The organism is Sphingomonas psychrotolerans (genome assembly GCF_002796605.1).
GTDB classification, from domain to species: Bacteria; Pseudomonadota; Alphaproteobacteria; order Sphingomonadales; family Sphingomonadaceae; genus Sphingomonas; species Sphingomonas psychrotolerans.
On the sequence record NZ_CP024923.1, the window covers coordinates 2681091 to 2704213 of the forward strand.

The 23123-nt window shown below is 66.6% G+C and carries 16 protein-coding genes; 5 read left to right on the forward strand and 11 right to left on the reverse strand.

Translation table 11 applies throughout. The features are described from left to right. Positions 1–6: 6 nt before the first annotated feature. Positions 7–324, reverse strand: a complete 318-nt coding sequence (locus CVN68_RS12100) for a 2Fe-2S iron-sulfur cluster-binding family protein (RefSeq protein WP_100282430.1) — start codon at positions 322–324, stop codon at positions 7–9. Positions 325–387: 63 nt separating this feature from the next. Here CVN68_RS12100 and CVN68_RS12105 point away from each other — a divergent pair, with 63 nt between their 5' ends. After that, positions 388–1011, forward strand: a complete 624-nt coding sequence (locus CVN68_RS12105; RefSeq protein ID WP_100282431.1) for a DNA-3-methyladenine glycosylase family protein — start codon at positions 388–390, stop codon at positions 1009–1011. A 118-nt stretch (positions 1012–1129) separates the two neighbouring features. On the opposite strand, the gene CVN68_RS12110 is transcribed toward CVN68_RS12105, so the two are convergent. Both CVN68_RS12110 and CVN68_RS12115 read right to left on the reverse strand, forming a co-directional pair. Further along, the gene (locus CVN68_RS12110) at positions 1130–2023 is read right to left on the reverse strand and encodes an ROK family protein (RefSeq protein WP_199560070.1); all 894 of its coding nucleotides are present in this window, start codon (positions 2021–2023) and stop codon (positions 1130–1132) included. A 136-nt stretch (positions 2024–2159) separates the two neighbouring features. Continuing rightward, positions 2160–5381: a TonB-dependent receptor gene (locus CVN68_RS12115; RefSeq protein ID WP_100282432.1), complete on the reverse strand. Its 3222-nt coding sequence runs from the start codon at positions 5379–5381 to the stop codon at positions 2160–2162. 288 nt (positions 5382–5669) lie between these two features. Here CVN68_RS12115 and CVN68_RS12120 point away from each other — a divergent pair, with 288 nt between their 5' ends. Continuing rightward, positions 5670–6704 carry an aldo/keto reductase gene (locus CVN68_RS12120; protein ID WP_100282433.1) on the forward strand — a complete coding sequence of 345 codons (1035 nt, stop codon included), beginning with the start codon at positions 5670–5672 and terminating at the stop codon, positions 6702–6704. A gap of 50 nt (positions 6705–6754) precedes the next feature. On the opposite strand, the gene CVN68_RS12125 is transcribed toward CVN68_RS12120, so the two are convergent. The 5 genes from CVN68_RS12125 to CVN68_RS12145 form a co-directional block, all read right to left on the reverse strand. After that, positions 6755–7990 carry a cytochrome P450 gene (locus CVN68_RS12125; protein ID WP_100282434.1) on the reverse strand — a complete coding sequence of 412 codons (1236 nt, stop codon included), beginning with the start codon at positions 7988–7990 and terminating at the stop codon, positions 6755–6757. Next, a complete protein-coding gene (locus tag CVN68_RS12130; RefSeq protein WP_100282435.1) occupies positions 7987–9585 on the reverse strand; it encodes a Dyp-type peroxidase in 1599 nt (532 codons plus the stop codon). Before CVN68_RS12130 ends, CVN68_RS12125 begins: the two co-directional genes overlap by 4 nt. Further along, positions 9582–11207, reverse strand: coding sequence for a hypothetical protein (locus CVN68_RS12135; RefSeq protein WP_158298863.1), 1626 nt, complete (start codon positions 11205–11207; stop codon positions 9582–9584). The genes CVN68_RS12130 and CVN68_RS12135 overlap by 4 nt, the downstream gene beginning before the upstream one ends. Positions 11208–11421: 214 nt before the next feature. Continuing rightward, positions 11422–12210 carry a ZIP family metal transporter gene (locus CVN68_RS12140; protein ID WP_233503319.1) on the reverse strand — a complete coding sequence of 263 codons (789 nt, stop codon included), beginning with the start codon at positions 12208–12210 and terminating at the stop codon, positions 11422–11424. A 155-nt stretch (positions 12211–12365) separates the two neighbouring features. Next, positions 12366–15440, reverse strand: a complete 3075-nt coding sequence (locus tag CVN68_RS12145; RefSeq protein WP_199560071.1) for a TonB-dependent receptor domain-containing protein — start codon at positions 15438–15440, stop codon at positions 12366–12368. A 298-nt stretch (positions 15441–15738) separates the two neighbouring features. Between CVN68_RS12145 and CVN68_RS12150 the strand changes: the two genes are divergently transcribed. Together CVN68_RS12150 and CVN68_RS12155 are read left to right on the forward strand one after the other, a co-directional pair. Next, a complete protein-coding gene (locus CVN68_RS12150) occupies positions 15739–17241 on the forward strand; it encodes an MFS transporter (RefSeq protein WP_100282438.1) in 1503 nt (500 codons plus the stop codon). Further along, positions 17238–18245 carry a serine hydrolase domain-containing protein gene (locus tag CVN68_RS12155; protein WP_100282439.1) on the forward strand — a complete coding sequence of 336 codons (1008 nt, stop codon included), beginning with the start codon at positions 17238–17240 and terminating at the stop codon, positions 18243–18245. The genes CVN68_RS12150 and CVN68_RS12155 overlap by 4 nt, the downstream gene beginning before the upstream one ends. On the opposite strand, the gene CVN68_RS12160 is transcribed toward CVN68_RS12155, so the two are convergent. Both CVN68_RS12160 and dacB read right to left on the reverse strand, forming a co-directional pair. Further along, complete coding sequence (locus CVN68_RS12160; RefSeq protein ID WP_199560072.1) at positions 18242–18580, reverse strand: ribosomal protein L7/L12; 339 nt, start codon at positions 18578–18580, stop codon at positions 18242–18244. The genes CVN68_RS12155 and CVN68_RS12160 overlap by 4 nt on opposite strands. A 27-nt stretch (positions 18581–18607) precedes the next feature. Continuing rightward, complete coding sequence (gene dacB / locus CVN68_RS12165; RefSeq protein WP_100282440.1) at positions 18608–20038, reverse strand: D-alanyl-D-alanine carboxypeptidase/D-alanyl-D-alanine endopeptidase; 1431 nt, start codon at positions 20036–20038, stop codon at positions 18608–18610. Positions 20039–20200: 162 nt separating this feature from the next. Here dacB and CVN68_RS12170 point away from each other — a divergent pair, with 162 nt between their 5' ends. Further along, positions 20201–21808, forward strand: a complete 1608-nt coding sequence (locus tag CVN68_RS12170; RefSeq protein WP_100282441.1) for a class I SAM-dependent methyltransferase — start codon at positions 20201–20203, stop codon at positions 21806–21808. On the opposite strand, the gene CVN68_RS12175 is transcribed toward CVN68_RS12170, so the two are convergent. Further along, positions 21805–23049 carry a dicarboxylate/amino acid:cation symporter gene (locus tag CVN68_RS12175; RefSeq protein WP_100282442.1) on the reverse strand — a complete coding sequence of 415 codons (1245 nt, stop codon included), beginning with the start codon at positions 23047–23049 and terminating at the stop codon, positions 21805–21807. The genes CVN68_RS12170 and CVN68_RS12175 overlap by 4 nt on opposite strands. Between the last annotated feature and the right edge of the window lie 74 nt (positions 23050–23123).

Genomic DNA, 23123 nt, shown 5'->3' on the forward strand with positions numbered 1-23123 from the left:
CCCTCGTCAATCCTCCGCGGCGATCGTAATCCGCAAGCCGTCCAGCGCATTGGTGAACTGCACCTGGCACGACAGGCGCGAACGCTCGTCGCGATCCGAGGAGCTGTCGAGCAGATCGTTCTCGTCCTCGCTCATCGGCGGCAGTTTGGCCGCAAATTCCGGATCGACATGGATATGGCAAGTCGCGCAACTGCAGCAGCCGCCGCAGATCGCGAGCAACTCATCGAAGCCGCTGTCGCGGATCACTTCCATCACGCTGAGGCCCGCATCGCCCATGACTTCGCGTTCTTCCCCTTCCCTGGTGACGACGATAAGCTTGGGCATGCAATCCTCCTTGGTCGGCCGTGTCCATGCCGCCGAAGCCCCCTCGATTCAAGGATATCGGCCATGGGCCTGAGCGAAACCCGGCTCAAGGAGTCGATCGACGCACTGATCGAGGTCGAGCCCGCCTTTGCCGCGGCGCTCGAGCGCGCCGGCTATCCCCCGCCGCGAATCCGCGATCGCGGCTACGAGACCTTGCTGCGCACCATCATCGGCCAGCAGGTCAGCGTCGCCGCGGCGCAATCGATCTGGAACAAGCTCGCGGCCGCTTTGGGCAACCTGACCGATCCGGACACCGTCGCGAACGCATCGGACGAGACGCTGCGCGCCGTCGGCCTGTCGCGCCAGAAAGTGAGCTATGCCCGCAGCCTTGCCGAGGAAGTGACCAGCGGGCGGCTCGATCTCGCCAATCTCCCCGACGACGACGAGGAGGCGGTCGCGGCGCTCACCCGGATCAAGGGCATCGGCCGCTGGTCCGCCGAGATCTATCTGCTGTTCGCCGAGGGGCGTCCGGACATCTGGCCGGCGGGCGACCTCGCGGTGCAGATCGAGATCGGCCGCATCCTCGGCCATGCCGAGCGGCCCTCGGAAAAGCTGCTGCGCGCATGGTCGGCGCCGTGGAGCCCGCACCGGGGGGCCGCGGCGATCTTCGCGTGGCACCATTACAAGATCGACATGGAGGTGATCTGAGGGGGCCTGATCGCTTCCCTAATGCGCAGTGCTCCTGCGAAGGCAGGAGCCTAGGGTAGCTGCGTACTCCGTCATCCTGGGCTCCTGCTTTCGCAGGAGAACGAGCGGAAGATGTGGGCTAGGTCCCCATTGCCCCCATCCCCACTGCCAGCGCCCCGAGCGGTCCCGCCATCGCGCCGAGCCCGGGCGGTCCCAGCCGCGCCTCCAGTTCCCTGGCATAGCCGATCAGCGAGCCATAGCCGCCGAGGCTCTCCGCCAGCCGTGCACGCAGCCGCGGGAACAGGTGCTCGCGGGCGGTAATCACGCCGCCGCCGATCGCGATCCGCTCGGGCGCCGCGACGGTGACGAGATTGTGGAGCAGCCCGCCCAAATCGTGGACGAACAGATCCCATTCGGGCCCGTCGTGCGGCAGTTCCTTGCCCGGGCAGCCGAAACGCTCGGCCAGCGCGGGCCCCGAGATCAGCCCTTCGACGCAGTCGCCGTGAAAGCGGCACCAGCCGGCATATTCGTCGCCCGGCGCGCGCGGCACGCGCATATGCCCCGCCTCGCCGTGCGCCACGCCCTGCACCGGCCGGCCCCCGGCGATCAGCCCGACGCCAACCCCCGTGCCGATGGTGATATAGGCATGCGTCGTCAGACCCTGCGCTGCCCCCCAGCGCGCCTCGGCCAGCGCCGCGCCGTTGACGTCGGTCTGAAAGCCGATCGGCCGGCCGTAGCGCCGCTCGAGCCGGCGCACGAGATCGGTGCCGGTCCAGCCCGGCTTGGTGGTCGCAGTGATCGCGCCGAAATCAGCCGCAACGGAGTCGAGCTGGAGCGGGCCGAAGCTGGCGATGCCGATCGCGTCGAACGTCCACTCGTCCAGTGCCGCCTCGATCGCGGCCAGCGTCGCCTCCGGGTCGGTCGTCGGAATCGTCCGCTGCGCGCGGACATCGTCGGGGCCGGTTCCCAGCAATGCGATACATTTGGTCCCGCCGAGTTCGATCCCGGCGATCAACGGAACAGTAGAAGCCATGACATGCCCGGTAGCTCAGTCGATAGCCGGGGGAAAGCGAGGACGAAAAAGGCCGCCCGAAAGCGGCCAGTTCGCGGACAGCAAACGGACAGCGGCGCCGGGGGAAATACCGGCGGCCGCGCCCCTTCTCCGCGGCTCAGAACCGGCCGCGGAGCCCGATCATCACCTGGCGGCCGGGCTCGTAGAGCGTGTAGGCCGCATTCTCGAACTGGAAATAACTCCGCTGCTGCGCCTTGGTCAGGTTGATCACGTCGAGAGTGAGCTGCGGTGCCCATTTGACGTCGAACAGATCGGCGAAGTCGACGCTCGCGGTCAGATCGAACTGCTGATAATCGTCCGAATAGAAGCGGGCGAGGGCGATGCCGTTCTGGTTCGGGTCCGACGAGACCGAGCCGCGCTGGAACGTGGTCGACAGCCGCACGCTCAACCCGTTCTGCTCGTAATAGCCGGTGATGTTGTACGTCACCGGCGACACGCCCACCGCCACCGCCGGCGCCGCACCCGAACCGGTCTGTTCGATCAGCGTCAGATTGGCGTTGAAGCCGAAGCCGTTGATTCCAAGATAGCGCCCGAGCAGGAAATCGAGCGGCTGGACCCAGGTCGCCTCGAGCCCGTTGACTTTGAGCGTGCCGCTCGCGTTGACCTGTTGTTGCAGGGTGATGTTGGCGGCGGCGGGGCCGCCCCGCGCAGTGATCGCCGCCTGCTGGGTCGCCGAGAGCGTGTCATAGGTGATGCCGAACGGCGCCAGCGTCGAGAATGGCGCGGTCGTCGTGCTGTTGACCGTGAATCCGGTCAGCGCCTTGCGGAACGCAGTGAAGCCGACATAGCCTTCCTGCCCGGTATAATATTCGAAGCCCAGGTCGAAGTTGGTCGACAGATAGGGGTTGAGCGCCGGATTGCCGATCGTCGCCGCGTCCGCCGATGGCGACGTGAAGCTCAGCCCCGGCAGCATCGTGTTCGGGTTCGGCCGCGTCATCGTCCGCGATGCGGCGGCGCGTACCACGGCGTTTTCGGTGATGTGGAACGCGGCGCTGCCGGAGGGCAACCAATTGTCATAATCGCTCTCGGTGTAGAGGACGCTCACCACGTTCGGGTAGCACGAGCCGTCGCGCGGATTGCCGGTGCCGGGGCAGGCATTGGGCAGCGGGCCGGCGCCATCGGGATCGGTGCCGTTGCGCGGATCGGTGACCGACACGCGTCCGCCGATCGTCTGGTTGGTCCGGACATAGCGCAAGCCGACATTATAGTTGATGCGCCCGCCGGCGAGCGACGTATCGCCGTTGAGCTCGGCATAAAGGCCAAGCGACTTCTCGCGGACATAGCCGCCATTGGCCCCGGTGTTCGCCGATCCGGCCTCCGGCGCGCTGTCGTGGAACGCGTCGTAATTGGAAGCGGCCTTGAAGCGCTCCCAGTCGACCGTGACGAACCCGCTCGAGGTCGGCCGCAGGAAGCTCGGCACTTGCGCGTTCGAGATCAGCGACCCGGCATAAGTGACCGGGCCGGTCTGCCCGGCGGTGAAGCCGGTGCCGAAAGCCGGATAGGTCGGATAGCCGGCAGGCGCGGCGCCTGGCTGGACCAGACCGTTGCACGGCGGCTGAGTGTTTGGCCCCGGCACGAACACGCTGGGCCGGTTGCCGCAGACTGCGTTCTGCCATGCCTGACTGTTGTCGAAGGCGCTGATCCGGCGCGAGACGTCGTCATAGGCGGCGCCGGCGCGGAAGTTGAAGGCGGCATCGCCCCAGGTCAAATTGCCGCGAACGCCCTTGGTCTCGGTCTTGCGGCGCTCGTCCTGAATGTTCACGCGCCCGCCGGGCCAGCCAAAATTGGCAGGATTGTTCAAGTCGATATTGGTGCCGATCACCGGCATGTTGCCGTCTTGATTGTCATAGGTGACCGTGACCCCCGAACTCGCCGGGGTGATCACCAGCACCGTCGGCGATTCGCGGTGAAAATCGCTCTTGGTGTAATTGCCTTGGATGTCGAGCTTCAGCCTGTCGTTGAATTCGAACTCGAGCCCCGGATTGACGCCCCAGAACTTCACCGTCTCCAGATGCGGGCGATATTCGAGGAAGAATTGCGCGTTGGCATAGGTGCCGCCAGTCACCACGCATCCCGTAGCGCAATCACTTCGGTCATAGGTGGTGTTGAGCGGGATCATCGCGCCGTTACGTCCCACCCAGTTCATGTCCACGCGCTCGAGCTGGTTGTCTTTCCAGCCGTACATCGCGTCGACATAAGCGTGGAAATTCTCGCCTTTATATTCGAGGCTGGCGATCGCGTTGATCCGGTCCTTGGTGCCTTCCTCGAACATCGGCCGGCCGAGGCGGGGGATGATGCCGTTGTCGATCTGCTGGATCGTGGCGCCCGGATTGCGCGCGAGCAGCAAGTCCTGGTTTACGGATGCGCCCGCCGTGAGGCCATTGCCGGCATTCGCCGGAACCGTTCCGGGGATCGTCCAATTGCCCCCGCCGGTACTGTTGCAGCTGGCATTGTTGGCGCGGCACTGGGACGCGGCGATCTGCGCGGGCGTCGGCACATTCTGGACCCCGCCGGTCGTCCCCGCGATGCTGTTGGGGGTGCTCAGGTTCGGGTTTGTCCAGCCGATCGTCTCGAAGCCGGTGGTGCGCACCTGATTGTGCACGCCGGCGACGCCGAGAAGGATGCCGAAATCGCCCATCGTCGTGCTGGCGAGCAGCGAGCCGCGATAGCCCCATTTGTCCGAATTGGTGTTTTTGGTCAGCTGCGCGCCATAAGTGACGCGAGTGCCTTCGCGGTCGAACGGGCGCGCGCTGCGCATGTTGACGGTGCCCGCGGCGCCACCTTCGATCATGCTCGCCATGCCGCTCTTGTTGACCGTCAGCGAAGTGAACAATTCGGTGGGGAACAGGTCGAGATCAACTTCGCGGTTGGTGTTCTGCGAGTCGGTCCGGCCGGTGGAGGCAACGGCAACGGGCGCGCCGTTGAGCAGCACCTTGGTGAAATTGGTGCCGAGGCCGCGGATCGCGATGCTCAGCCCCTCGCCGGTCACTTCGCGGCTGATCGTCACGCCGGGAATGCGATTGAAGCTCTCAGCGATGTTGGTGTCGGGGAACTTGCCGATGTCTTCTGCGAAGATCGTGTCGCTGAAGCCGGTCGAGTTCTTCTTGGCGTTGGTCGAGCTCTCGAGGCTGGCGCGGTACCCGCTGACGACGATCTCGTCATTCGGGTCGGCGACCGTCTCTGCGGAGCTGCCGGGCGGGTCCTGCGGATCAGCCGGCGCAGTCTGCGCCAGCGCGGGCCAGGCGGCTCCGGCGAGCAGGATCGCGGCGAACGCGGCGGTGCGGCGCGTGGAATGACGGCGTGCAGTGCGAGTGTCCATTTGTCCCCTCCATGGGCCTCTTGCGGGCCGTATTCACCGCCTCGGTGGATCCGATGTTAGCGGTCACATAGGGCTATGCCTCGCCTTGCGGGCTGTCAACTCATACATTTGAGTACCAAGTCTTTTCAAGCGGTCCAGATACTTACCGCTTTGCAGCAATGAGCAGCTGCCGCGGCACGAGATCTGCGCCCGAATATTTCCGAATCGTGTCGGCGCTGAACGCGTGGACCATTGCCGAGAGACGGGCGCGATGACATCTGCGCGGTGCGACCTCATCCGGAGTCACCCATGCGCTACAACCAGCTCGGCCGTACCGGCCTGATCGTCTCCGAACTCTGCCTCGGCACCATGACCTTCGGCGGCAGCGACGGCAGCATGTGGGGCACGATCGGCCAGCTCGAGCAGAACGAGGCCGGCACATTGATCAATGCGGCGCTCGATGCCGGGATCAACTTCCTCGACACCGCCAATGTCTATGCCGAGGGTCGCTCCGAGATGATCCTCGGCCAGTCGCTGAAGACGCTGGGTATCCGCCGTGAGGAGGTGGTGATCGCCACCAAGGTGGTCGGCCGGATGCACCCCGGGCCCAACGGCGCCGGTGCCTCGCGTGGGCACATCCACGATCAGGTCGAGGCAAGCCTCGCACGGCTCCAGACCGACCATATCGACCTGTATCAGATCCACGGGTTCGACGCGGCGACTCCGATCGAGGAGACGCTGTACGCGCTCGACAGCCTCGTGCGGCGCGGGGTGGTACGGTATATTGGCCTGTCCAACTGGGCGGCATGGCAGGTTGCCAAGGCAGTCGGCATCGCCGAGGCGAAGCGCTACGCACCGATCGCCTCGCTACAGGCCTATTACACCCTCGCCGGGCGCGATCTCGAGCGCGAGGTGATCCCGATGCTCCAGTCCGAAGGTGTCGGCCTGATGGTGTGGAGCCCGCTCGCCGGTGGCTTCCTGTCGGGCAAATATTCGCGCGAAGGCGAAAACGAAGGCCGCCGAGCAAACTTCGATTTTCCGCCGGTCGACAAGGAGCGCGGCTATACGGTGATCGACGTGTTGCGCGAACTGAGCGCGGCGAAGGGACATTCGGTAGCGCAGCTCGCGCTGGGCTGGCTGCTCCACCAGCCGGCGGTATCGAGCGTGATCGTCGGGGCAAAGCGGCCCGAGCAGCTGGCGGACAATCTCGGCGCGATCGACGTGGCGTTTACCGCCGATGAACTGGCGCGGCTGGATGCGGCCAGCAAGCTGCCGGCGGAGTATCCCGGCTGGATGCTCGAGCGCCAAGGGGGCTATCGCGGCGCGCCTTCGCCGCGACGGTAATCTACAGCTTTTGTGCTCCTGCGAAAGCAGGAGCACAGGTCGGTCCGCCCCTAGCCGTACGTAACCACCAGCCGTTCGGCGAAGGGGCCATTCTTCGTCAACTTGCCCTCCTTGCCGGACGCGCGGCGCAGGTTCGGCTGCCTCAGCAAAGGCTTGAGCATCAGATGCAGCGTCGCATGGTTGATGTGGCGACCGAAGCATTCGTGCAGCCCGAAGCCGAAATGCATATAGTCGCTCGCCGGCCGGTTCGGATCGAACAACCGGGGATCGGCGACGCGGCGCGGGTCCATCATCGCTGAGGCGAAAGCGGCGAGTACCTGCGCGCCGGCCGGGATAGTGACGGCGTGTGAGGTCCCCCTGCCGAGCGTCCAGTCGGTGAGCGCGACGCGCGGCAGCCCCGGCGCGAGCGGATCAAAGCGCATCGCCTCCAGCACGTAGCGGCGCAGCCGATCGTCATCGCCGGCGCGGGCCGCAGCCTGCGCCTCGGCGAGGACCTTGGGCCGGCGCAGCAATTGCTCCATTGCCTGCGGCACCACCATCGGCGGCTGGGGCGGCCCGCCGACGATGAAGCCCGTCAGCGAGGTGCGGATGAAATCGTCGCTATAAGCGGGGTCGCCCGCCGCCTGCAGCGCAAGGCAGCGCGCCAGCACATCGTCCTTGCCGGGCTCGATCCGTCGCCGCGCGATCTCGTTCTGGATGTGCATGCGCAGCGCCGGGGCGATCTCGTCTACCTCCTTGCGCAGCGCGGGATCATTGCCCTGATCTACGAACTGGAATTCGAACAGCCGCGTCCCCCACACGCGCAGATCACCGCCCGGGGGATCGGGCACCCCCAGATAGTCGCCGAGCATCGTGAAGGTCACGCGTCGCACCAAGGTGTCGACCACATCGATCCGGCCGTCCGCCCCGGCGACGATCTGCTCGCCGAGCGCTTCGGTCTGCGCCGCGAGTTTCGGCACATCCGCAGGGCGTACCACCCGGCGCATCGCATCGGTATCGTGGCGATATTGCTCGGTGTCGGCCATGCCGAGGAAAAAGGGCTGACCGCCCATGATCACGTCGAGATGCGGCTTATAGACCACCCCGAACGCCGGATCGGTGGCGAACACTTCGCGGACGTCGTCATAGCGCGAGGTGAGATAGTTGTTGCCCAGCTTCATCACCGGCTTCCAGCGCCGCAGGAAAGTGAAGAAGCCCGGCATCAGCGCGAACACCACCCGCTGGATCCACGCCTTGAACCCCTTCGGCCCCGGGCGGAGCACGTCGCGCGAGGTGAGGATGCTCATAGCGACGCCAGATAGCGAATTGCCGGCATGCTCGGCAGGAAGAAATATTCGCCGCCGGCCATCTGGACGAAGGTGTCGACCTCGATGATCCGCCGCAGCGGATTCTCGGGAATGGTGAGCATTCCCTTAGGCCCGATCAGCGGATCAACTTCGTCATAGAGGAAGGCGAAGTTCGGATTCAGCATCCAGGTTTGCTGGACGAACTCGAACTGGCGAGTGATGTCGGTGTTGAGGCAGATGAACAACAGGCCGCGCTCCTTGCCGTCATCGGTCCTCTTGTCGGGAATGTCGGGTCCATATTTGCGGCCGCGGCGCAGGATGCGGTGATTGTTCGCCGCGTCGAGCAAGGTCTGCTTGTCCTTCGGCGTCGGCGCGAGCCCGTCGCGCGGATTGCCGCGGCGGACATGGCTGCCGAGCGGGCAGCCATGTCCGAGCTTGTCGCGATCGTAGAACAGGAAGTCGTTGTCGGGCTGATCGTATTTGTCGACGGGAAGCACGCCGCTCGCGCTGTTCGGGCAAAGCAGATTTCCGTTGAGGTCGCGCCCAATCACCCGGCTGGCGATCCAATCGGCGTCGATGTGCCCCGAATGCTCAGGATCGCGCCGGTTGATCCGCGCGGATGCGGCGTCCATCGAATTCCAGAAGGCGGCGACATCCTGTTTGAGCTCGCGCACCACCATATAGCTGCCGTCGAGCCCGAGATCGAGGAAGCCCACGCCGCGCGGATGCTCGGGCAAGCCGGCCGCGCGGCCTTCCGGCGTGTCGGCCACAACCGGACCGAGCGCGATCTCATGATGCCCGTTCTCATGCCCCATCAGCACTTCGCCGAGCGGCACGCCGTTCCACGGGTCCTTGGGATAGTCCGCCCCGCCCTTCACCGTGACCACTCTGGATTCGAACGGCGCGGGCTGCGACACGCCATCGGCAAAGCCGAAATGCTCGCGGGCGATCCCTCGCTCGTCGGGGCGCAGATCGAGCGGCAGATCGTGGACGATCTTGATGTCATGCGGCGCCAGCGCGGCGCCGACGGTCCGGCACCATGCCTCGGCGGTTTCCTCGTCCTTCTCGTAGAGCAGCACCAGCGCATGCACCGTGATGGGCGTCATCACCCGCGTCTCGACCACGGTCTCCAGATCGTCGAAGGCGTGCTCGTCGGCGCGGTCGCATGCGGCATTGTCGAGCGGGATGTTGCCGCTCCATCTCGGGCCGCCCGGGATCACCGTCGAGAGCCATTCGCCCTCGCGCCGGTCGCCCAATCGGCGCAGCCGATCTTCCTGGAACATGCCTTCCTTGAACGGCCGGTCGAACGAGGCGAGCGCGCTCGCGTCGAGCCCCATCTTGCGCATTCCCTCCCAGGTGAGGCCGATCGCTGCGCAACGTTCGTCCTTGCCGTCGGCGTCGGTGATCGGCGCCACCGCCTGCAGCGCCGCGAGCCAGCCGCCGCCCTTCTTGTGCGCTTCGTCCCAGCAAAACTGGAGGAACAGCGCGCGCCCGGTCGGCAGCGAGGCGAAGCCGCTGACCACCATGCCCTGGGTCAGCGTGTCGTGCGGCGGTGCGAGCTTCCAGCTCGGCGGACCCTTCGATGCGGCGCTCACAGGTCGTTGATCCACAAAGCGGCGTCCTTGTCCGAGAGTGTTCGCTTGCGCAGCCCGATCGCGATGCGGAAATTCCGCTCGATCTGTTCGGCGGTGAGGTCCTTATAGGCCGAGTACCAGAAGCGGCTGACCGCCATCGAATGCCGCGCCCATTCCTTGAACTGGCGGCCATGGCTGGCGCCGTCCTTGACGAGGAAGCGGGTCGGCGGAAAGCCGACGCCGCAGCACCACGCCAGCGTGAGCCCGGCATGGGCCTTCTCGATGAAATCATCCAGATAGCTCTCCCAAGTCTGGTCGAAGTTCGAGAAGAACATCAGCCGCGACCTGTTGTTGACCATCGCCCAATGGGCGAAATGGATCGTCCGCATCGAGCCGAGATAGCCTTTGCGGGCAATGATCCGCAGCACCAGCCCGAGCCCGCGATGCCCCGCTCGGATCAGGATCATCCGCAGGATACCCGGTTTGATCAGCACCAGCGAGCCCATGTGGTTCTGCGGGATCCAGTCCTCGCGCCGCGCCATCTCGCGCAGCATCACCGGATCGACCGGCGGCGCGTCCTGTGACGCATCGCGCCGCTCGATCACACGCAGCCACAACACGATGCCGGCGATCACTACCGGTGCGCCGGCAAGCCCCCACAGCAGCCAGATGACCATGCCGTGCCACGCCGCGTCGAAATGGCGCGCGGTGGCCAGCATCGACAGCGGCGTTCCGATCGCCACTGCGACGACCAGATAGAAGAGCACGAACAGCACGAGCGGGATCAGCTGGCTGAAGAAGAATTTGAGAAAGCTGAACCTGGTCGCCACCGCGGTTCCCGGCAAGGCGACGCCGATCTGCTTGAGCCGCATCGCGATGCCGACGAACACCACCGCCAGCAGGATCAGATAGCGCTCCCACGGCATGGCGAGGCTGAGGAACAACCCGGGCAGCGACAGCACGAACACCGCCGCGACGATGAAGCCGATCAGCCGCACCCAATCGCCGATATTCTGGGCAAGCGGAATGCGTTTGGGCGCCGTCTCGTCGAGCCAGGTGAAATCAGGGTGCACGGCAGCGCGCAGCTTCGCGTGGATCTGGCGCGGGGTGAGCGAGCGATAGGGATTGGGTCCATCGACATTGGCGCAGCCCAGTTCGACCCGCGTCGCCTCGAACAATTTGTGCTCGGCGAGGATGCGGTCGCGCGTCATTCCGCGATTGCCGTGGTGGAATACCGTCGGGGTGAGCGATCGCCGCTCGAGATAGGGCGCGATCGGCGCGCGCGCGTCCTTCGCGGTGATCGAATCGAACAGCGGCCCGTCATTGTCGAGCGGACGCTTGCAGCAGCGCAGCATGGCGCGAAGCTCGGGGCCGATCGCCGATTCGAGCTGTGCCCAGAAAGGCCCTTTCTCGCCATCGAAATTGGCCTCGATCACGAACAGCGGATCGTAATCAAAACCCGGAAAGACGCTCAACGACATGAAATGGACCGCCGGCACCCGCGTCAGGAAGTCGGCAAACGGGCCGGTGCCGCCCGAGGGATCGGGATCACGCCTCTCGCGCAGCTTGTCGAGCAGCGACGACAAATGATCGTAGCTCTCAGGTTTGACCTCGAGCGCCACGGACAAGGTGGTTTGCCGCATGTACATCCCCCTACACGCCCGCGCCGCCGCCCCCGGCAGTCTGCGAGTCGCGCAGGAATGTCACACAGCAATTCCAACAAAGATAGGACAGAAGCGACCTGTAGAGATGTAAAGGCGCCAACAGGCCAAGATCTGTGACACGTTAAATCAAATACTTAGGCCGTCGCCTTGCGGTAAATCGCAGCGAATGGATCCGTAACTACGATTTGCCAGCCTAGCCGAAGGTCGTATCGAGGAACATCATCGCGGCAAGCCCGATCATCAGCCCGGTGCTGACCTTGCCGCCACCGTTGATCCGCGCATGCGCGTCGGGGATGATGTCCGACGCGACGACATAGATCATCGCCCCCGCCGCAAGACCCAGCCCCCAGGGCAGGAAAGCCTGCGCCACCGTGACGATGCTCACTCCGATCAGCCCCGCGACGGGCTCGACCAGCCCCGAGCCCGCGGCGATCAGCGCCGCGCGGCCGCGCGGATAGCCAATCGAGCTCAGCGCCACGGCGACCGCCAGCCCTTCGGGAATATTCTGCAGTCCGATGCCCAGCGCAGTGACGCGTCCGGCATCGAAATCACCACCGCCGAAGCTCACCCCCACCGCCATGCCTTCGGGGAAATTGTGCAGCGTCACTGCGGCGACGAACAGCCAGATCCGCCGCACCGAAGCCGTGGCTGCGGCGATGCCCGGCGGGCCGAGGCCGAGCTTGTCGAGCGGCGGCACCCAGTCGTTCAATTTGGCGATGACGAAGGCACCGAGCAGCACGGCGGCGACCACGGTGGCCGACGCGCCCGCCTGGCTTGCGCCCTGCTGCCGCGCCACTTCGATCGCCGGCAGAATCAGCGAGAAGAAACTCGCCGCCAGCATCACGCCGGCCGCGAAGCCGAGCAGCAAATTCTGCTGCTGGTCGCTAGGCTGGCGCATGAACAGCACGGGGATCGCGCCGAGCCCGGTCGCCATGCCCGCGCAGAGGCTGCCCAGCGCCCCGGCGATGATGATCTCGTTCACGATGCTCGCACCAACGCAGCGATCTCCTTGCCCGATGTCAGCTTGCAGTCTCGCAGGCGTAGCAGCAATCGATCGACACACCGCCCGGTTCCCCGGGCGAAGAAAAGGGCCGCGGCAGGATCCCGCCGCGGCCCTTCACCTCCCCCCGGAGAAGGTCAGAATTTGACTTCGACACCCATGGTGAAGCTGCGCCCGCGCGGGTCCGCGACGCGCGGCTCCCATGAGCCGCCCGCGCCGGTGTTGCCGTCATAGGTGATCGCAAAGGGCGGTTTGGTATCGAACAAGTTCCGCACACCCGCCGTCAGCTTGTAGCCCGGCGCGAGCCCGGTGTAGCTGAGCGACAGATTGTAGACGATATAGTCCTTCACGAACGCGTTATACTCCGGCCGGGTGACCGTGCCCGCGGCGATGCCGGGCAGCGCGCCGTTCCGATAACCCTTGCGGAAGATCTGGCTGAGCGACAGCGCGACGTCCTCGTTCGAAAAGCTGACAAAGGCATTGTGCTTCCAGCGCACGCCGAGATCGCCGGCGAAACTGAACACCCCGATCAGGCTGGGGCCGTATTGCGCGGTCGGCGTCAATTTCTCGCGCTTTTTGAGCAGCAAGGTTCCGTCGAGGCCGGCGATGACGCGATTGCCGCCGTTAAACTCGTGGCCACCGCGGAGCGAGACTTCGAGGCCCTGGGTGCGGCGCGAACCGGCGTTGATCCAGCGTTGATCGATTCCCAGGATGATCCCCGTGCCCGGAGGGTCGCGAAGGAAACGCTCGGGAAACAGCGCCGCATTGTCGATCAACTGGCGCAGCGTGAGCGTCTGGATCGTGTTGTCGACGTTGATCATCCACCAGTCGACCGAGAGGCTGAACAACGGCGCCGGCTGGATCACGACGCCCGCGCTGAGCTGCTTCGCGGTCTCGGGGCCGAGTTCGCGGTTTCCGCCCGTGTAGATTTCCGGACGGATCTGCGCACAAGGCTGCCCGCTGCCGACCGTGCTGGTGGGCACGCCGCCCGGGCACAAAACCGGATCGGCTAGATCGCTGCCGGCATAGGTCGCTTCGGTGATGCCGTTGAATATCTGGTTGAACGAAGGCACGCGAAAGCCGGTATTGTATGATCCGCGGAACATGATCTGATCGATCGGGCGGAACTTGACCGAAACCTTCGGATTGGTGGTCGACCCGAAGCCCGTATATTCGTCGATGCGGACCGCCCCGGTGATTTCGAGCCCGGGCAGGATCGGCACCAGCATTTCGGCATAGGCCGCCTTGACGGTGCGGTTCTTCGGGGTCAGCGCGTTGATGTTGTCGAACGCCGCGAGGAAGATCACCGGCGCGGTCGCCGCCGCGGCGTCGGAGCCGTTGAACTCGTAGGTCTCGCGGCGCACGTCGGCGCCGACGGCCAGCTGGATGTCGCCGCCCCAGATGCGGAACAGCGGCCCCGACACCGACACGTCGAACTGCTTCACTTCATACTGGCCGCCATAGAGCGTGGCGCCATATGCCGACACCGACTCCAGCGCGGCGAGGCCCTCGGGAGTCTGGGCGGTGCTGAACGGATTGATCAGGCCGCTGTTCATCACGCCGACGAGGCCGCGGGGGACATATTGTTGCCCGCTTAGCCCGGTGATCGGCGCCGCGCCGGCGACGGCCGGGGCGTTCGGATCATAGTCGCCGTTGCCCAGGGTGCCGCGATAATAATAGCCGGTGCCGAGCACCGAGGAGGATTCGCTCTTCGCATAGGACGCGCCCGCACGATAGTCCCAGCCCTCGAACATCGGACCCTCGACGCCGAACGCCGCACGCAGGGTCTTGGTGTTGGTGACATATTCGCGCGTGTCGCAGGCGATGCAGCGCCAGCGATAGCCGATCGGCCGGCCATAGCGGCCGTCGAGTGCCGCCGCCTGCGCCGGGAAGGCCGCGCGGATCGCGTTGAACACGCTGTTGTAGGTCGTCGCGGTCAGGCTGTTGAGCGGATAGGCGATGGCGAGGTTGGTAGTGTTCGCCGTGAGCTGCGCATTGGAGAAGCGCTTGGCCGAGGTCGCGTCCGAGCCCGTGATCTCGAGCGACATCTGGTGGCCCATGCCCAGATTGACCACGCCGCGGCCATAATAGGTCAACGTGTTGATCGGCTGCTGGAGCACGGCGGCGCGGCCGGTATCCCAGGCACAGGCATAATAAGCGGTCGGCGCGTTCCACAGCGCCTCGTCATAAGGCAGTCCGCCGTCCATCGATTCGCAGCCCGCGCCGCCCGGCAGGTCGAGGATGTTGATCCCGCCGGCGGCGGCATTGGCGCCATTGGGGGCGACCAGGTTCAGGCCGGTGAGCAGGGTGCCGGCCCCCGTGATGCTGTTCGGCCGGGTGTTGGCGCCGATGTTGAACGCAGTCGCGATCGGCGTGCCGCGGGTGTCGATCGAGAGCCCGCGATTGGGCTGGTACCCGTTGACGAACGGGCGATCCTCGCCGCGCAGCGCCTTGTTCCAGCTATAGGCGACGGCGCCCATGAGGTTGAAGCCGTCCTCGGCGAGATCGCCATAGCCGGCGATGCCCGAGAGCCGGTAGATGCTGCCGCCGCCCGCCTCGGTGACGTCGGTGAAGCCGTTGAAGCCGAGACCCTGATAGTCTTTCCGCGTGATGAAGTTGATCACCCCGCCGACCGCGTCGGTCCCATAGATCGCCGAAGCGCCGTCCTTCAGCACTTCGACTCGCTCGATCGCCGCGAACGGGATCTGGTTGACGTCGACCGCCCCGCCGGTGAGGCCGTGCGCCGCGACGCGGCGGCCGTTGAGCAGCACCAGCGTCGCGGCGGCGCCCTGGCCGCGCAAATTCGCAGCCGAAAGCCCGTTGGTGCCGCGCTGCGCGCCCGAAGTCACATCGGCGTTCGAGGCGAGATTGTCCGCGCCGCTGCCGTTGGTGCTCAGGAACATGATCAGCTGTTCAGGGCTGCTGATGCCGTTGCGCTGGATCTCCTGCGTGGTGATGATCTGCAGGGGCAGCGCCGAATTGTTCGGATCCTGGCGGATGCGCGAGCCGGTGACGAGGATCTCGTTGTCGCGGGCCTGCGGTTCTGTGCTTTGCGCGGCATCCGAGACCGGCAGCGCCGCGCCGGTCGGCGTCGCCGCCTCGGGGGTAGACTGATCGGTACTGGTTTGCGCGAACACCGGCATTGCGCCGGCCAGCGCGGCGAACGCCGTCCCCGAAACAAGAAGATTCCTGAACGCCGTAATACCAACCATGTGAATCTGCCCCCATCGTCCCGCCTGCCCACGGCGGAACCGCGGCATTAAGTAACAAGAATGTTGCACCCCGCCATAGTTTCTGTTCGCACCGCCATAGCCACGCGGCATGTTCGCCCGGGGGGCGTCGCCGTTGCAACACCTTCGCCATTGACTGACGCAAGAGGCCGGGCGAGCGTGCCGATCGGCTGTTCGGGGAGCATCATGGCGCAACATCGGCTGCACAATCGATCGGTCGCGCCTTTTGGCTGAGTCTGCCGCTGCCGGCGCGAGCGGCATTCCCCGCGGCTTTCCGCGCATGGCGCTCTACGTACTGCTCGGCTTCTCGGCCGGGCTGCCCTTCTACATGTTTTCGACGGTGCTCAGCGTACGGCTCGCCGAACACGGCGTCGCGCTGGCGATCATCGGTTTCTTCGCGTGGGTGCAACTGCTGCCCACCTTCAAGTTTCTCTGGGCGCCGTTGCTCGACAAATACGATGTTCCCGGCTTTGCGCGCTTCTTCGGCAAGCGCCGCGGCTGGATCATGCTGTCGCAGCTCGGAATCTTCACTTCGATGCTCGCGATGGCGCTGTTCCCCACCGATACCAGCCTGCCGCTCACTGCATTGTTCGCAGTGCTGCTCGCCTTCTGGACCACCACGCTTGAAGTCGCTGCCGACGCGTGGCGGATCGAACTCGCACCCACGCCCGAGGAGCAGGGGCCGGTCGCCGCGTCGAACCTGTGGGGCTATCGGAGCGCAATGGTCGCGGCAGGCAGCGGGGCGCTGCTCTTTGCCGATGCCGCAGGCAGCCTCGCGCCGATACTGCAGAGCTTCGGAATCGAGCCGGGCTGGCAGGCCTCCTATCTGTTGATCGCCGCGGGCGCGTTCGTGCCGCTGCCGATCCTCGCCTCGCTGCCGCGTCAGCCCGGCTGCGGCGGCGGGCGCAGCGCATCGCTGATCACCGGACTGGCCGCGGCAATCGCGATCCTGCTCGCCCTGGCGCTGGCGACGGCGATTATCGGTTGGCTGGTTCTCGGCGCCGCCGCGGGCGCAGGGATAAGCTCGAAGACCAACGTCACGCCGGCCGTGCTCGTCCTCTGCATGCTGCCCTTCCTCGTCATGGCCGCGCTCACTCCGCGCATCCGCAAGCTCGCGCCCGACGCCCCGGCGCGCGCCTCGGCGGCGATCGGGCCTTATGTGGATTTCTTCTGGCGCTACGGCTTCTTCGCGATCGCGCTGATGGGCTTCGTCGCGGTCTATCGGATGGGCGACGTGCTCGCGCTCAATCTGTCCAAGCCGATGATCCTCGACCTCGGCTATACCAAGAGCGAGATCGGCCGCGCCGACGGCGTGGTCGCGCTCGTGTCGAGCATCATCGGCGTGGGGCTCGGCGGGTGGATGGTGACGCGCTGGCGCTGGGGCGTGACGCTGACCATTGGCGCGGTCTTCGCTGCGATCGGCAATTTCGGCTTTGTCTGGCTCTCGCACCAGCCGCACGACGAATGGCTGCTCTACGTCGCCACCGCCGCCGACCAGTTCGGCAACGGCATGGCTGGCGCAGTGTTCGTCGTCTACCTCTCGATGCTGGTGAACCCGCTTTATCCCGGCGCGCAATATGCCTTCCTGTCGGGCTTCGCCTTCCTGCTGCCGCGCCTGCTCTCCGGCGCCGGCGGGCAGATCGTCGAATGGCTCGACAGCCGCGGCCTGCGCGGTTTCGACCTGTTCTTCCTCGCCTCGGGCGTGATCAGCCTCGCGGCCTTGCTGTTCCTGCCCTTGCTGATGCGCGCCAGACCGCGCCCCGACGATCGCGAGGCCGCATGATCGATGCGGCGTTCGCTCCCGCCGCAGCCGCGATTGCCGATGGCCGCATTCCCGGCGCCACGCTCGGCATGGTCGCGGCCGATGGCCGCCGCCGGGTGCGCCATGCCGGCAAGGCCGCATTGGTGCCCGAGCCAGAGGACCTGACCGAGGATCATTGGTTCGATCTCGCCTCGGTGTCCAAGGTGATCGCCACCACTACGATGATCCTCCGGCTCGCCGATCAGGGAAAGCTCGATCTCGATCGCCCGCTCACCGATGCGATCCCCGACCTGCGCCAATATGACATCGCCAATGCCGCCGAACGCAAGCTGACGTTCCGCGACTGCCTTGCGCATCGCAGCTTCTTTCCCGCGGTCGAGCCGATCTACACCTATGGCGACGATCCGGCCCGCCTGCGCGCCTTCGTCCTCCAGCGCGAATGGCGCCACGGCCCGCCGGTCTATTCGGACATCAACTTCCTCCTGCTCGGCATCGCGATCGAACGGATCACCGGCGAGCCGCTCGGCGCGTGGCCGCTGGGTGAAGGCCTGCGCTTCGGCCCGCCCCCCGGCCCCGCCGTCGCCACCGAACACTGCACGTGGCGCGATCGGGTGCTCAAAGGCGAGGTGCATGACGAAAATTGTGCCGCGATGGGCGGGCAGACCGGTCATGCCGGGCTGTTCGGCACCGTCGCCGGGGTGCTCGGCTTCGCGCAGGGCCTGCTTGACGGCAGCGGCGCATCGCCCGCGATGCTCGAAGCGATCCGGACCCCGCAATATGCGCACCGCACCTGCGGCTGGGAGCGCAAATTCCCCGGCTGGTCGGGCGGGCAGGCCTGTTCCGACGAGACGATCGGCCATACCGGCTTCACCGGCACCGGGCTGTGGGTCGATTTCGAGCGCGGCCTCGCCTGGACCCTGCTCACCAACCGCGTCCACCCCACCCGGCATCGCGAGAGCGGAATCTTCCAGCTACGGCCCGAGACAGGCGACGCCGTTATCGGAGCATGGGATGGGGAAGGCTAAAGGGCCCGCCGTTCCATCGCCTCGACGAGATCCTTCGTTTCCTTGAGCCCGAGATGCGTCGCGTCGCGCGCGAGCTTGATCGCCTGGATCTTGCGGCCCGCGGCCAGCAATGCGCGAACCTCCTGCTCGACTTCGGGCGACAACGTTGCGACCGGAAGTCTCGTAGCCGGAAGCGTTGCGGCCGGCGCCGGCCCCGGTACCGACTTTGTGCGGCGGTAAGCGGGCGGCGCACCGCCCATCAGCGGATCGCGCCTTCGCCCCGCCCGCGCGATCATGGCGATCAGCACGAGGATCAGGACGCCCGCGGCGATCAGGATGGGGATGGGAACGAACATCTTTGCTCCTGCGCGGGTCGGCGAACCCTAGTTAGCCTCCGCCACCAGCACCAGCGCAGCATCGAGGAACCTCGTCGCGCTCGCATCGGCCGGCACGTCGTTGGCGAAGGTCGAGAAGGTCAGCGTCTTCCCGCTTTTCGCGATCAGATAGCCCGACAGCGCATTGGTGGCGTTGAGCGTCCCCGTCTTGGCGAACAGCTTCCCTTCCAGCAGCGTCCCTTTGAAGCGCTTCGACAGCGTCCCGTCGACTCCGCCGATCGGCAGCGACGCCCGCCACGCCGCGCCCCAGGGCTGGGCGGCGATCCAGCGCAGCATCTTGACCGCCCCGCGCGGCGCCACCCGGTTGTAGCTCGACATCCCCGAACCGTCGGACAGATCCCAGGCGGTGCGCGGCACGCCCGCCGCCTCGAGCATTGCGCGCACCTCGGCGACGCCATCGGCGATTGAGCCGGCTCCCCGGCGGAGGCCCACGCGCCGCATCAGCAATTCGGCGTGGAGGTTCTGGCTCTCCTTGTTGATCCGCACCACATCCTCGGCGAGCGGCGGCGGAGTCAGCCGGGCCAGCGTGGGCTGCACCGGCGGACGCGTCGCAGGCGCATTCTTGCGCACTTCGGGATCGTCGGTCAGCACGAGCGCGCGGTGTCGCGCCGAGACCGCACCCGTCACCTTGACCCCGCGCGCCGCGAGCAGGCCGCGGAACCGCCATGCCGCATAATGCGCCGGATCGTCGATGCCGACGCGAAGCGGTTCGGGTTTCGCATCCACACCGATCGTGCCGGTCAGCCGCAGCACGCGGCTGTTGACGTCGCGGTCATAGCCGAGCTTGCGCTCCGCACCGGCCACCGTGAGCGCCCGATTGTCGATCGTGAAATAGCCAAGCGGCAGCGCGATCCTGGCCGCCGCGCCGAGCGTGCCCGGCATCACTTGGATCACCAGCTCATTGTCGTCGAGCGTCAACGCCGAGATGCCGGTGCCGTAGCGGCTGGGGATATTGTTCCAGCTCATCCCCGGGCTCCAGCGCTGGTCGGGGAACAGCGTATCGTCGCCGATCACGTGCCGCACCTGTTTCGTCTTCGCGGCCACCGCGTCGGCCAGCGTGGCGAGGCAGTCGACCTGACAATCGCCGGCGCTGGACAGCCGCGCATCGCCATGGCCTTCGAGGATCACGTCGCCGCCCTCGATCCGCACCGCGGCGCCCCCCGAGGCATCGGGCTGATCGAGCCCGGCGAGCGACGCATAGGCGGCGGCGGTAGTGAACATCTTGGTGTTCGACGCCGGGATGAAGCGCCCGTCGGGATTGACCGCGACGATCTCCTTGCCGTCCTCGTCGAGCACGACCAGCCCGAAGCGGGTTCCGGTCGCCGCCTCGGCGAACCGCGCCTCGACCTGCTGCTGCAGGCTCTGCTGCGCAAATGCGGGGCTGGCGACGAGGAGGAGCGGAAGCAGCAGGTGTTTCATGCCCAAAGCCTATAGCCAAACCGCGCCGGGGCAACCGCCCAGCGCGAAACAGGGCATAACCGCCGGGCATCGTCCTGCTCTTCGTCCTCAGGCGATCGAGGCACGAGATCCCGGTTTTCGCCGGGATGACGGTGAGGGAGAAGCCCCCTAGGGTAAGCCCACATGCGCGCCGCTCCCGAGCCCTTTCTCCTCGCCCAGCAACTCGCCCGGTCCGGTCGCCTGCCCGAAGCGCGCGCCGCTTATGCCCGCAGCGTCGATGCGCATCCCGACTTCCTGCCCGGCTATCTGGCGCTGAGCGGCCTCGCCGCGCATCACGGCGACTACATCCCTGCGATCGAGGTGCTGCGTGCAGCATTGGGACGCGCCGGGGGCAATGCCGCCGCGCGTCACGCGATCCGCCGCCCGCTCGCAGCATTGCTCGCGATGCTGCGGCCCGCCGACTACGACGCGCGTCTCGCGGCCGATCTCCTCGCCTGTCTCGCCGACGACCAACTCGACCCCCAGCCGCTGGCGCGGGTCACTGCCGCGCTGCTGCGCCATGCCGAAGACGCGGACCCTCTGTGGAACGCCTTCCTCACGCGTTGCATCAATACGGATCCCGACATGGAGGCGCGCCTCGTCGCGATGCGCGACACGCTGATCCGCTCGGACGACGCCCACTCGCCGCTGCTGCCCGCACTCGCGTTCCACGCCTTTGCCAGTCAATATGTCTGGCCCGAACCCGAGATCCCGCGCGAAGGACCGGTGAAGGCGCTCACCGCCTTGCCCGCCGAATTGCCCGACCATCCGGACTGGCAGCCGCTCGCAACATGCGCGCGCGACCTATCGGTCGAACGCGCGCTCGCCGCGGCGATCCCAGGCTTTTCGCCGCCCGTCGGCGCCCTGTCGGAGGCGGTCCGGCGCCAATATGAGGAGCATCCCTATCCCCGCTGGCAGGCCCCGCCGGCATCGCGCCGCACCGATTTTCGGCGCTTCCTCGACGCCCTGCCCGGCATCGACGGCGCGGCGCTCCCGCCGGCGCCGCTTCGGTTGCTCGTCGCGGGCTGCGGCACCGGCTATGAAGCGATCGACATGGCGCGGATGGATCCCGGCCTGACGGTCACTGCGGTCGATCTCAGCCGCATGAGTCTCGCTTTCGCCCGGCGCAAGGCGACCGAACTCGGCCTCGCGAATCTGCGTTTCCTGTACGGCGATATCCTCGCGCTGGCTGCGCTCGACGAGACCTTCGACGTCGCCACCGCCACCGGGGTGCTCCACCATATGGCCGATCCCGATGGGGGCCTCGCCAGCGTCGCCGGCGCGGTTCGTCCGGGGGGCGTGATCCGCGTCGCGCTCTACAGCCACCGTGCCCGCGCGCCGGTCCGCGCCGCGCACGCGCTGATCGCGGAGCGTGGCTGGCAGGGCGACGCCGAGGGCATCCGCGCCTTTCGCGCCCATATCCTGTCGCTGCCCGCCGGTGATCCGCTCGCAATGCTGCGCGGCAGCGAGGATTTCTACAGCCTCAGCGGCTGCCGCGATCTCGTCTTCCACGTCCATGAGCGGCAGTATCGCTTTCCCGAAATCGCCGCGCTGGTGGCCGGCGCAGGGCTGCGCCTCGCGGGTTTCGATGCGGCGCCCGAAGCAGTGGCGCATTTCCAGGCCATGCACGGCGCGGCGTCGGACCCGCTCGATCTCGATCTATGGGATGCCGTGGAAGCGGAGCACCCGTTCCTGTTTGCCGGCATGATCCACTTCTGGTGCCAAAAGCCGGCCCAGTTGCAATCGCCCTAGGCCTCGGCTTTCGACCGGTAGACCTCCTCGTCGAGCTCACTCTCCCAGCGCGCCACGGTCGTCGCCACCACCAGGTTCGCGCTCGCGCTCGGCACGGTTCGGGTCATGTCGAGCAGCCGATCGAACGGAAGCACGAAGCCGACCACCAAAGCCGTCTGCTCGGGGGGCACGCCCACTGCCGAGAGCACCGCGGCGAGCATGAACAGCGACGCCGAGGGCACCGGCGCCGTCCCGAACGCGGCAAGCGCGCCGGTCAGCAGCACCATTCCATAGACTTGCGGGCTCAGCGGAGTGCCGAACGCCTGCAGCGCGAACATGCTGAGCAGCCCGACATACATCGCGGTGCCGTCCTTGCCGATGCTCGCCCCCAAGGGCAGCACCGTCGAAAAGACCGGGCGCCCCACGCCCAGATTTTTCTCGGCCACGCGCATCGCCACCGGCAGAGTGGCCGAGCTGGAAGCGGTGGAGAAGGCGACGACCAGCGCGTCGACGATCCCGCGGAAGAACGGCAGGATCGGCAGCTTCGCCAACAGCTTCAGGATCAGGCTGTGCACCACGACGATCTGGATCAGCGAGCCCAGCACCACCGCCAGCGCCAGCCACCCGACATTGACGAACACCGCCGCGCCGTTTGCCGCCACTGCATTGGCGATCAGCGCGAACACGCCGAACGGAGTCGCCTCCATGACGATCCCGACGACTTTCAAAAGGACTGCCGACGTGGATTGCAGCAGCGCGGCGAAGGGCTTGCCCGGTTCGCCCGCCACCACCGTGCCGACTCCGATCAGGATCGCGACGAAGATCAATGCGAGCATGTCGCCCTTGGCCAACGCCTCGAAGATGTTGAGCGGGATGATCCCGATCAACTGCTGATACGGCGTCACCGGCTCGCCCAGCGCGTGCGGCGCCGCGGTGCCCAGCGCCGCGCCCACCCCGGGCTGCACCAGGGTCGCCACCAGCATCCCCACCGAGACCGCGATCGCGGTGGTCAGCGCGAACAGTCCGATCGTGCGTCCGCCGAGCCCGCCCAGCCGCCGCGGATCGGCCAGCGCGGTGATCCCCGCAGCGATCGTCACCAGCACGATCGGCGCCACCAGCATCCGGATCGCGCGGACGAACAGATCGCCCATGAACTGGACGTACGGTGTCCCCTGCGGCCAGACGAGCGCAAAGATCAGCCCCAGCGCCAGCGCGGCGAGCACGCGCTTCCAGAGCGCGATGGCGAACCAGCGACCTAGCATCGTGCACCGTCGTGCTCCGCCGAAGGCCGGAGCGCTGGAGACGGAGCAGATCGAAATGCGGCCAACGCTCCGGC

Coding starts and splice junctions, on each gene's coding strand:
- CVN68_RS12100 (WP_100282430.1), bottom strand. CDS start 324: ATGCCCAAGCTTATCGTCGTCACCAGGGAAGGGGAAGAACGCGAAGTC.
- CVN68_RS12105 (WP_100282431.1), top strand. CDS start 388: ATGGGCCTGAGCGAAACCCGGCTCAAGGAGTCGATCGACGCACTGATC.
- CVN68_RS12110 (WP_199560070.1), bottom strand. CDS start 2,023: ATGGCTTCTACTGTTCCGTTGATCGCCGGGATCGAACTCGGCGGGACC.
- CVN68_RS12115 (WP_100282432.1), bottom strand. CDS start 5,381: ATGGACACTCGCACTGCACGCCGTCATTCCACGCGCCGCACCGCCGCG.
- CVN68_RS12120 (WP_100282433.1), top strand. CDS start 5,670: ATGCGCTACAACCAGCTCGGCCGTACCGGCCTGATCGTCTCCGAACTC.
- CVN68_RS12125 (WP_100282434.1), bottom strand. CDS start 7,990: ATGAGCATCCTCACCTCGCGCGACGTGCTCCGCCCGGGGCCGAAGGGG.
- CVN68_RS12135 (WP_158298863.1), bottom strand. CDS start 11,207: ATGCGGCAAACCACCTTGTCCGTGGCGCTCGAGGTCAAACCTGAGAGC.
- CVN68_RS12145 (WP_199560071.1), bottom strand. CDS start 15,440: ATGGTTGGTATTACGGCGTTCAGGAATCTTCTTGTTTCGGGGACGGCG.
- CVN68_RS12150 (WP_100282438.1), top strand. CDS start 15,739: ATGGCGCTCTACGTACTGCTCGGCTTCTCGGCCGGGCTGCCCTTCTAC.
- CVN68_RS12155 (WP_100282439.1), top strand. CDS start 17,238: ATGATCGATGCGGCGTTCGCTCCCGCCGCAGCCGCGATTGCCGATGGC.
- CVN68_RS12160 (WP_199560072.1), bottom strand. CDS start 18,580: ATGTTCGTTCCCATCCCCATCCTGATCGCCGCGGGCGTCCTGATCCTC.
- dacB (WP_100282440.1), bottom strand. CDS start 20,038: ATGAAACACCTGCTGCTTCCGCTCCTCCTCGTCGCCAGCCCCGCATTT.
- CVN68_RS12170 (WP_100282441.1), top strand. CDS start 20,201: ATGCGCGCCGCTCCCGAGCCCTTTCTCCTCGCCCAGCAACTCGCCCGG.
- CVN68_RS12175 (WP_100282442.1), bottom strand. CDS start 23,049: ATGCTAGGTCGCTGGTTCGCCATCGCGCTCTGGAAGCGCGTGCTCGCC.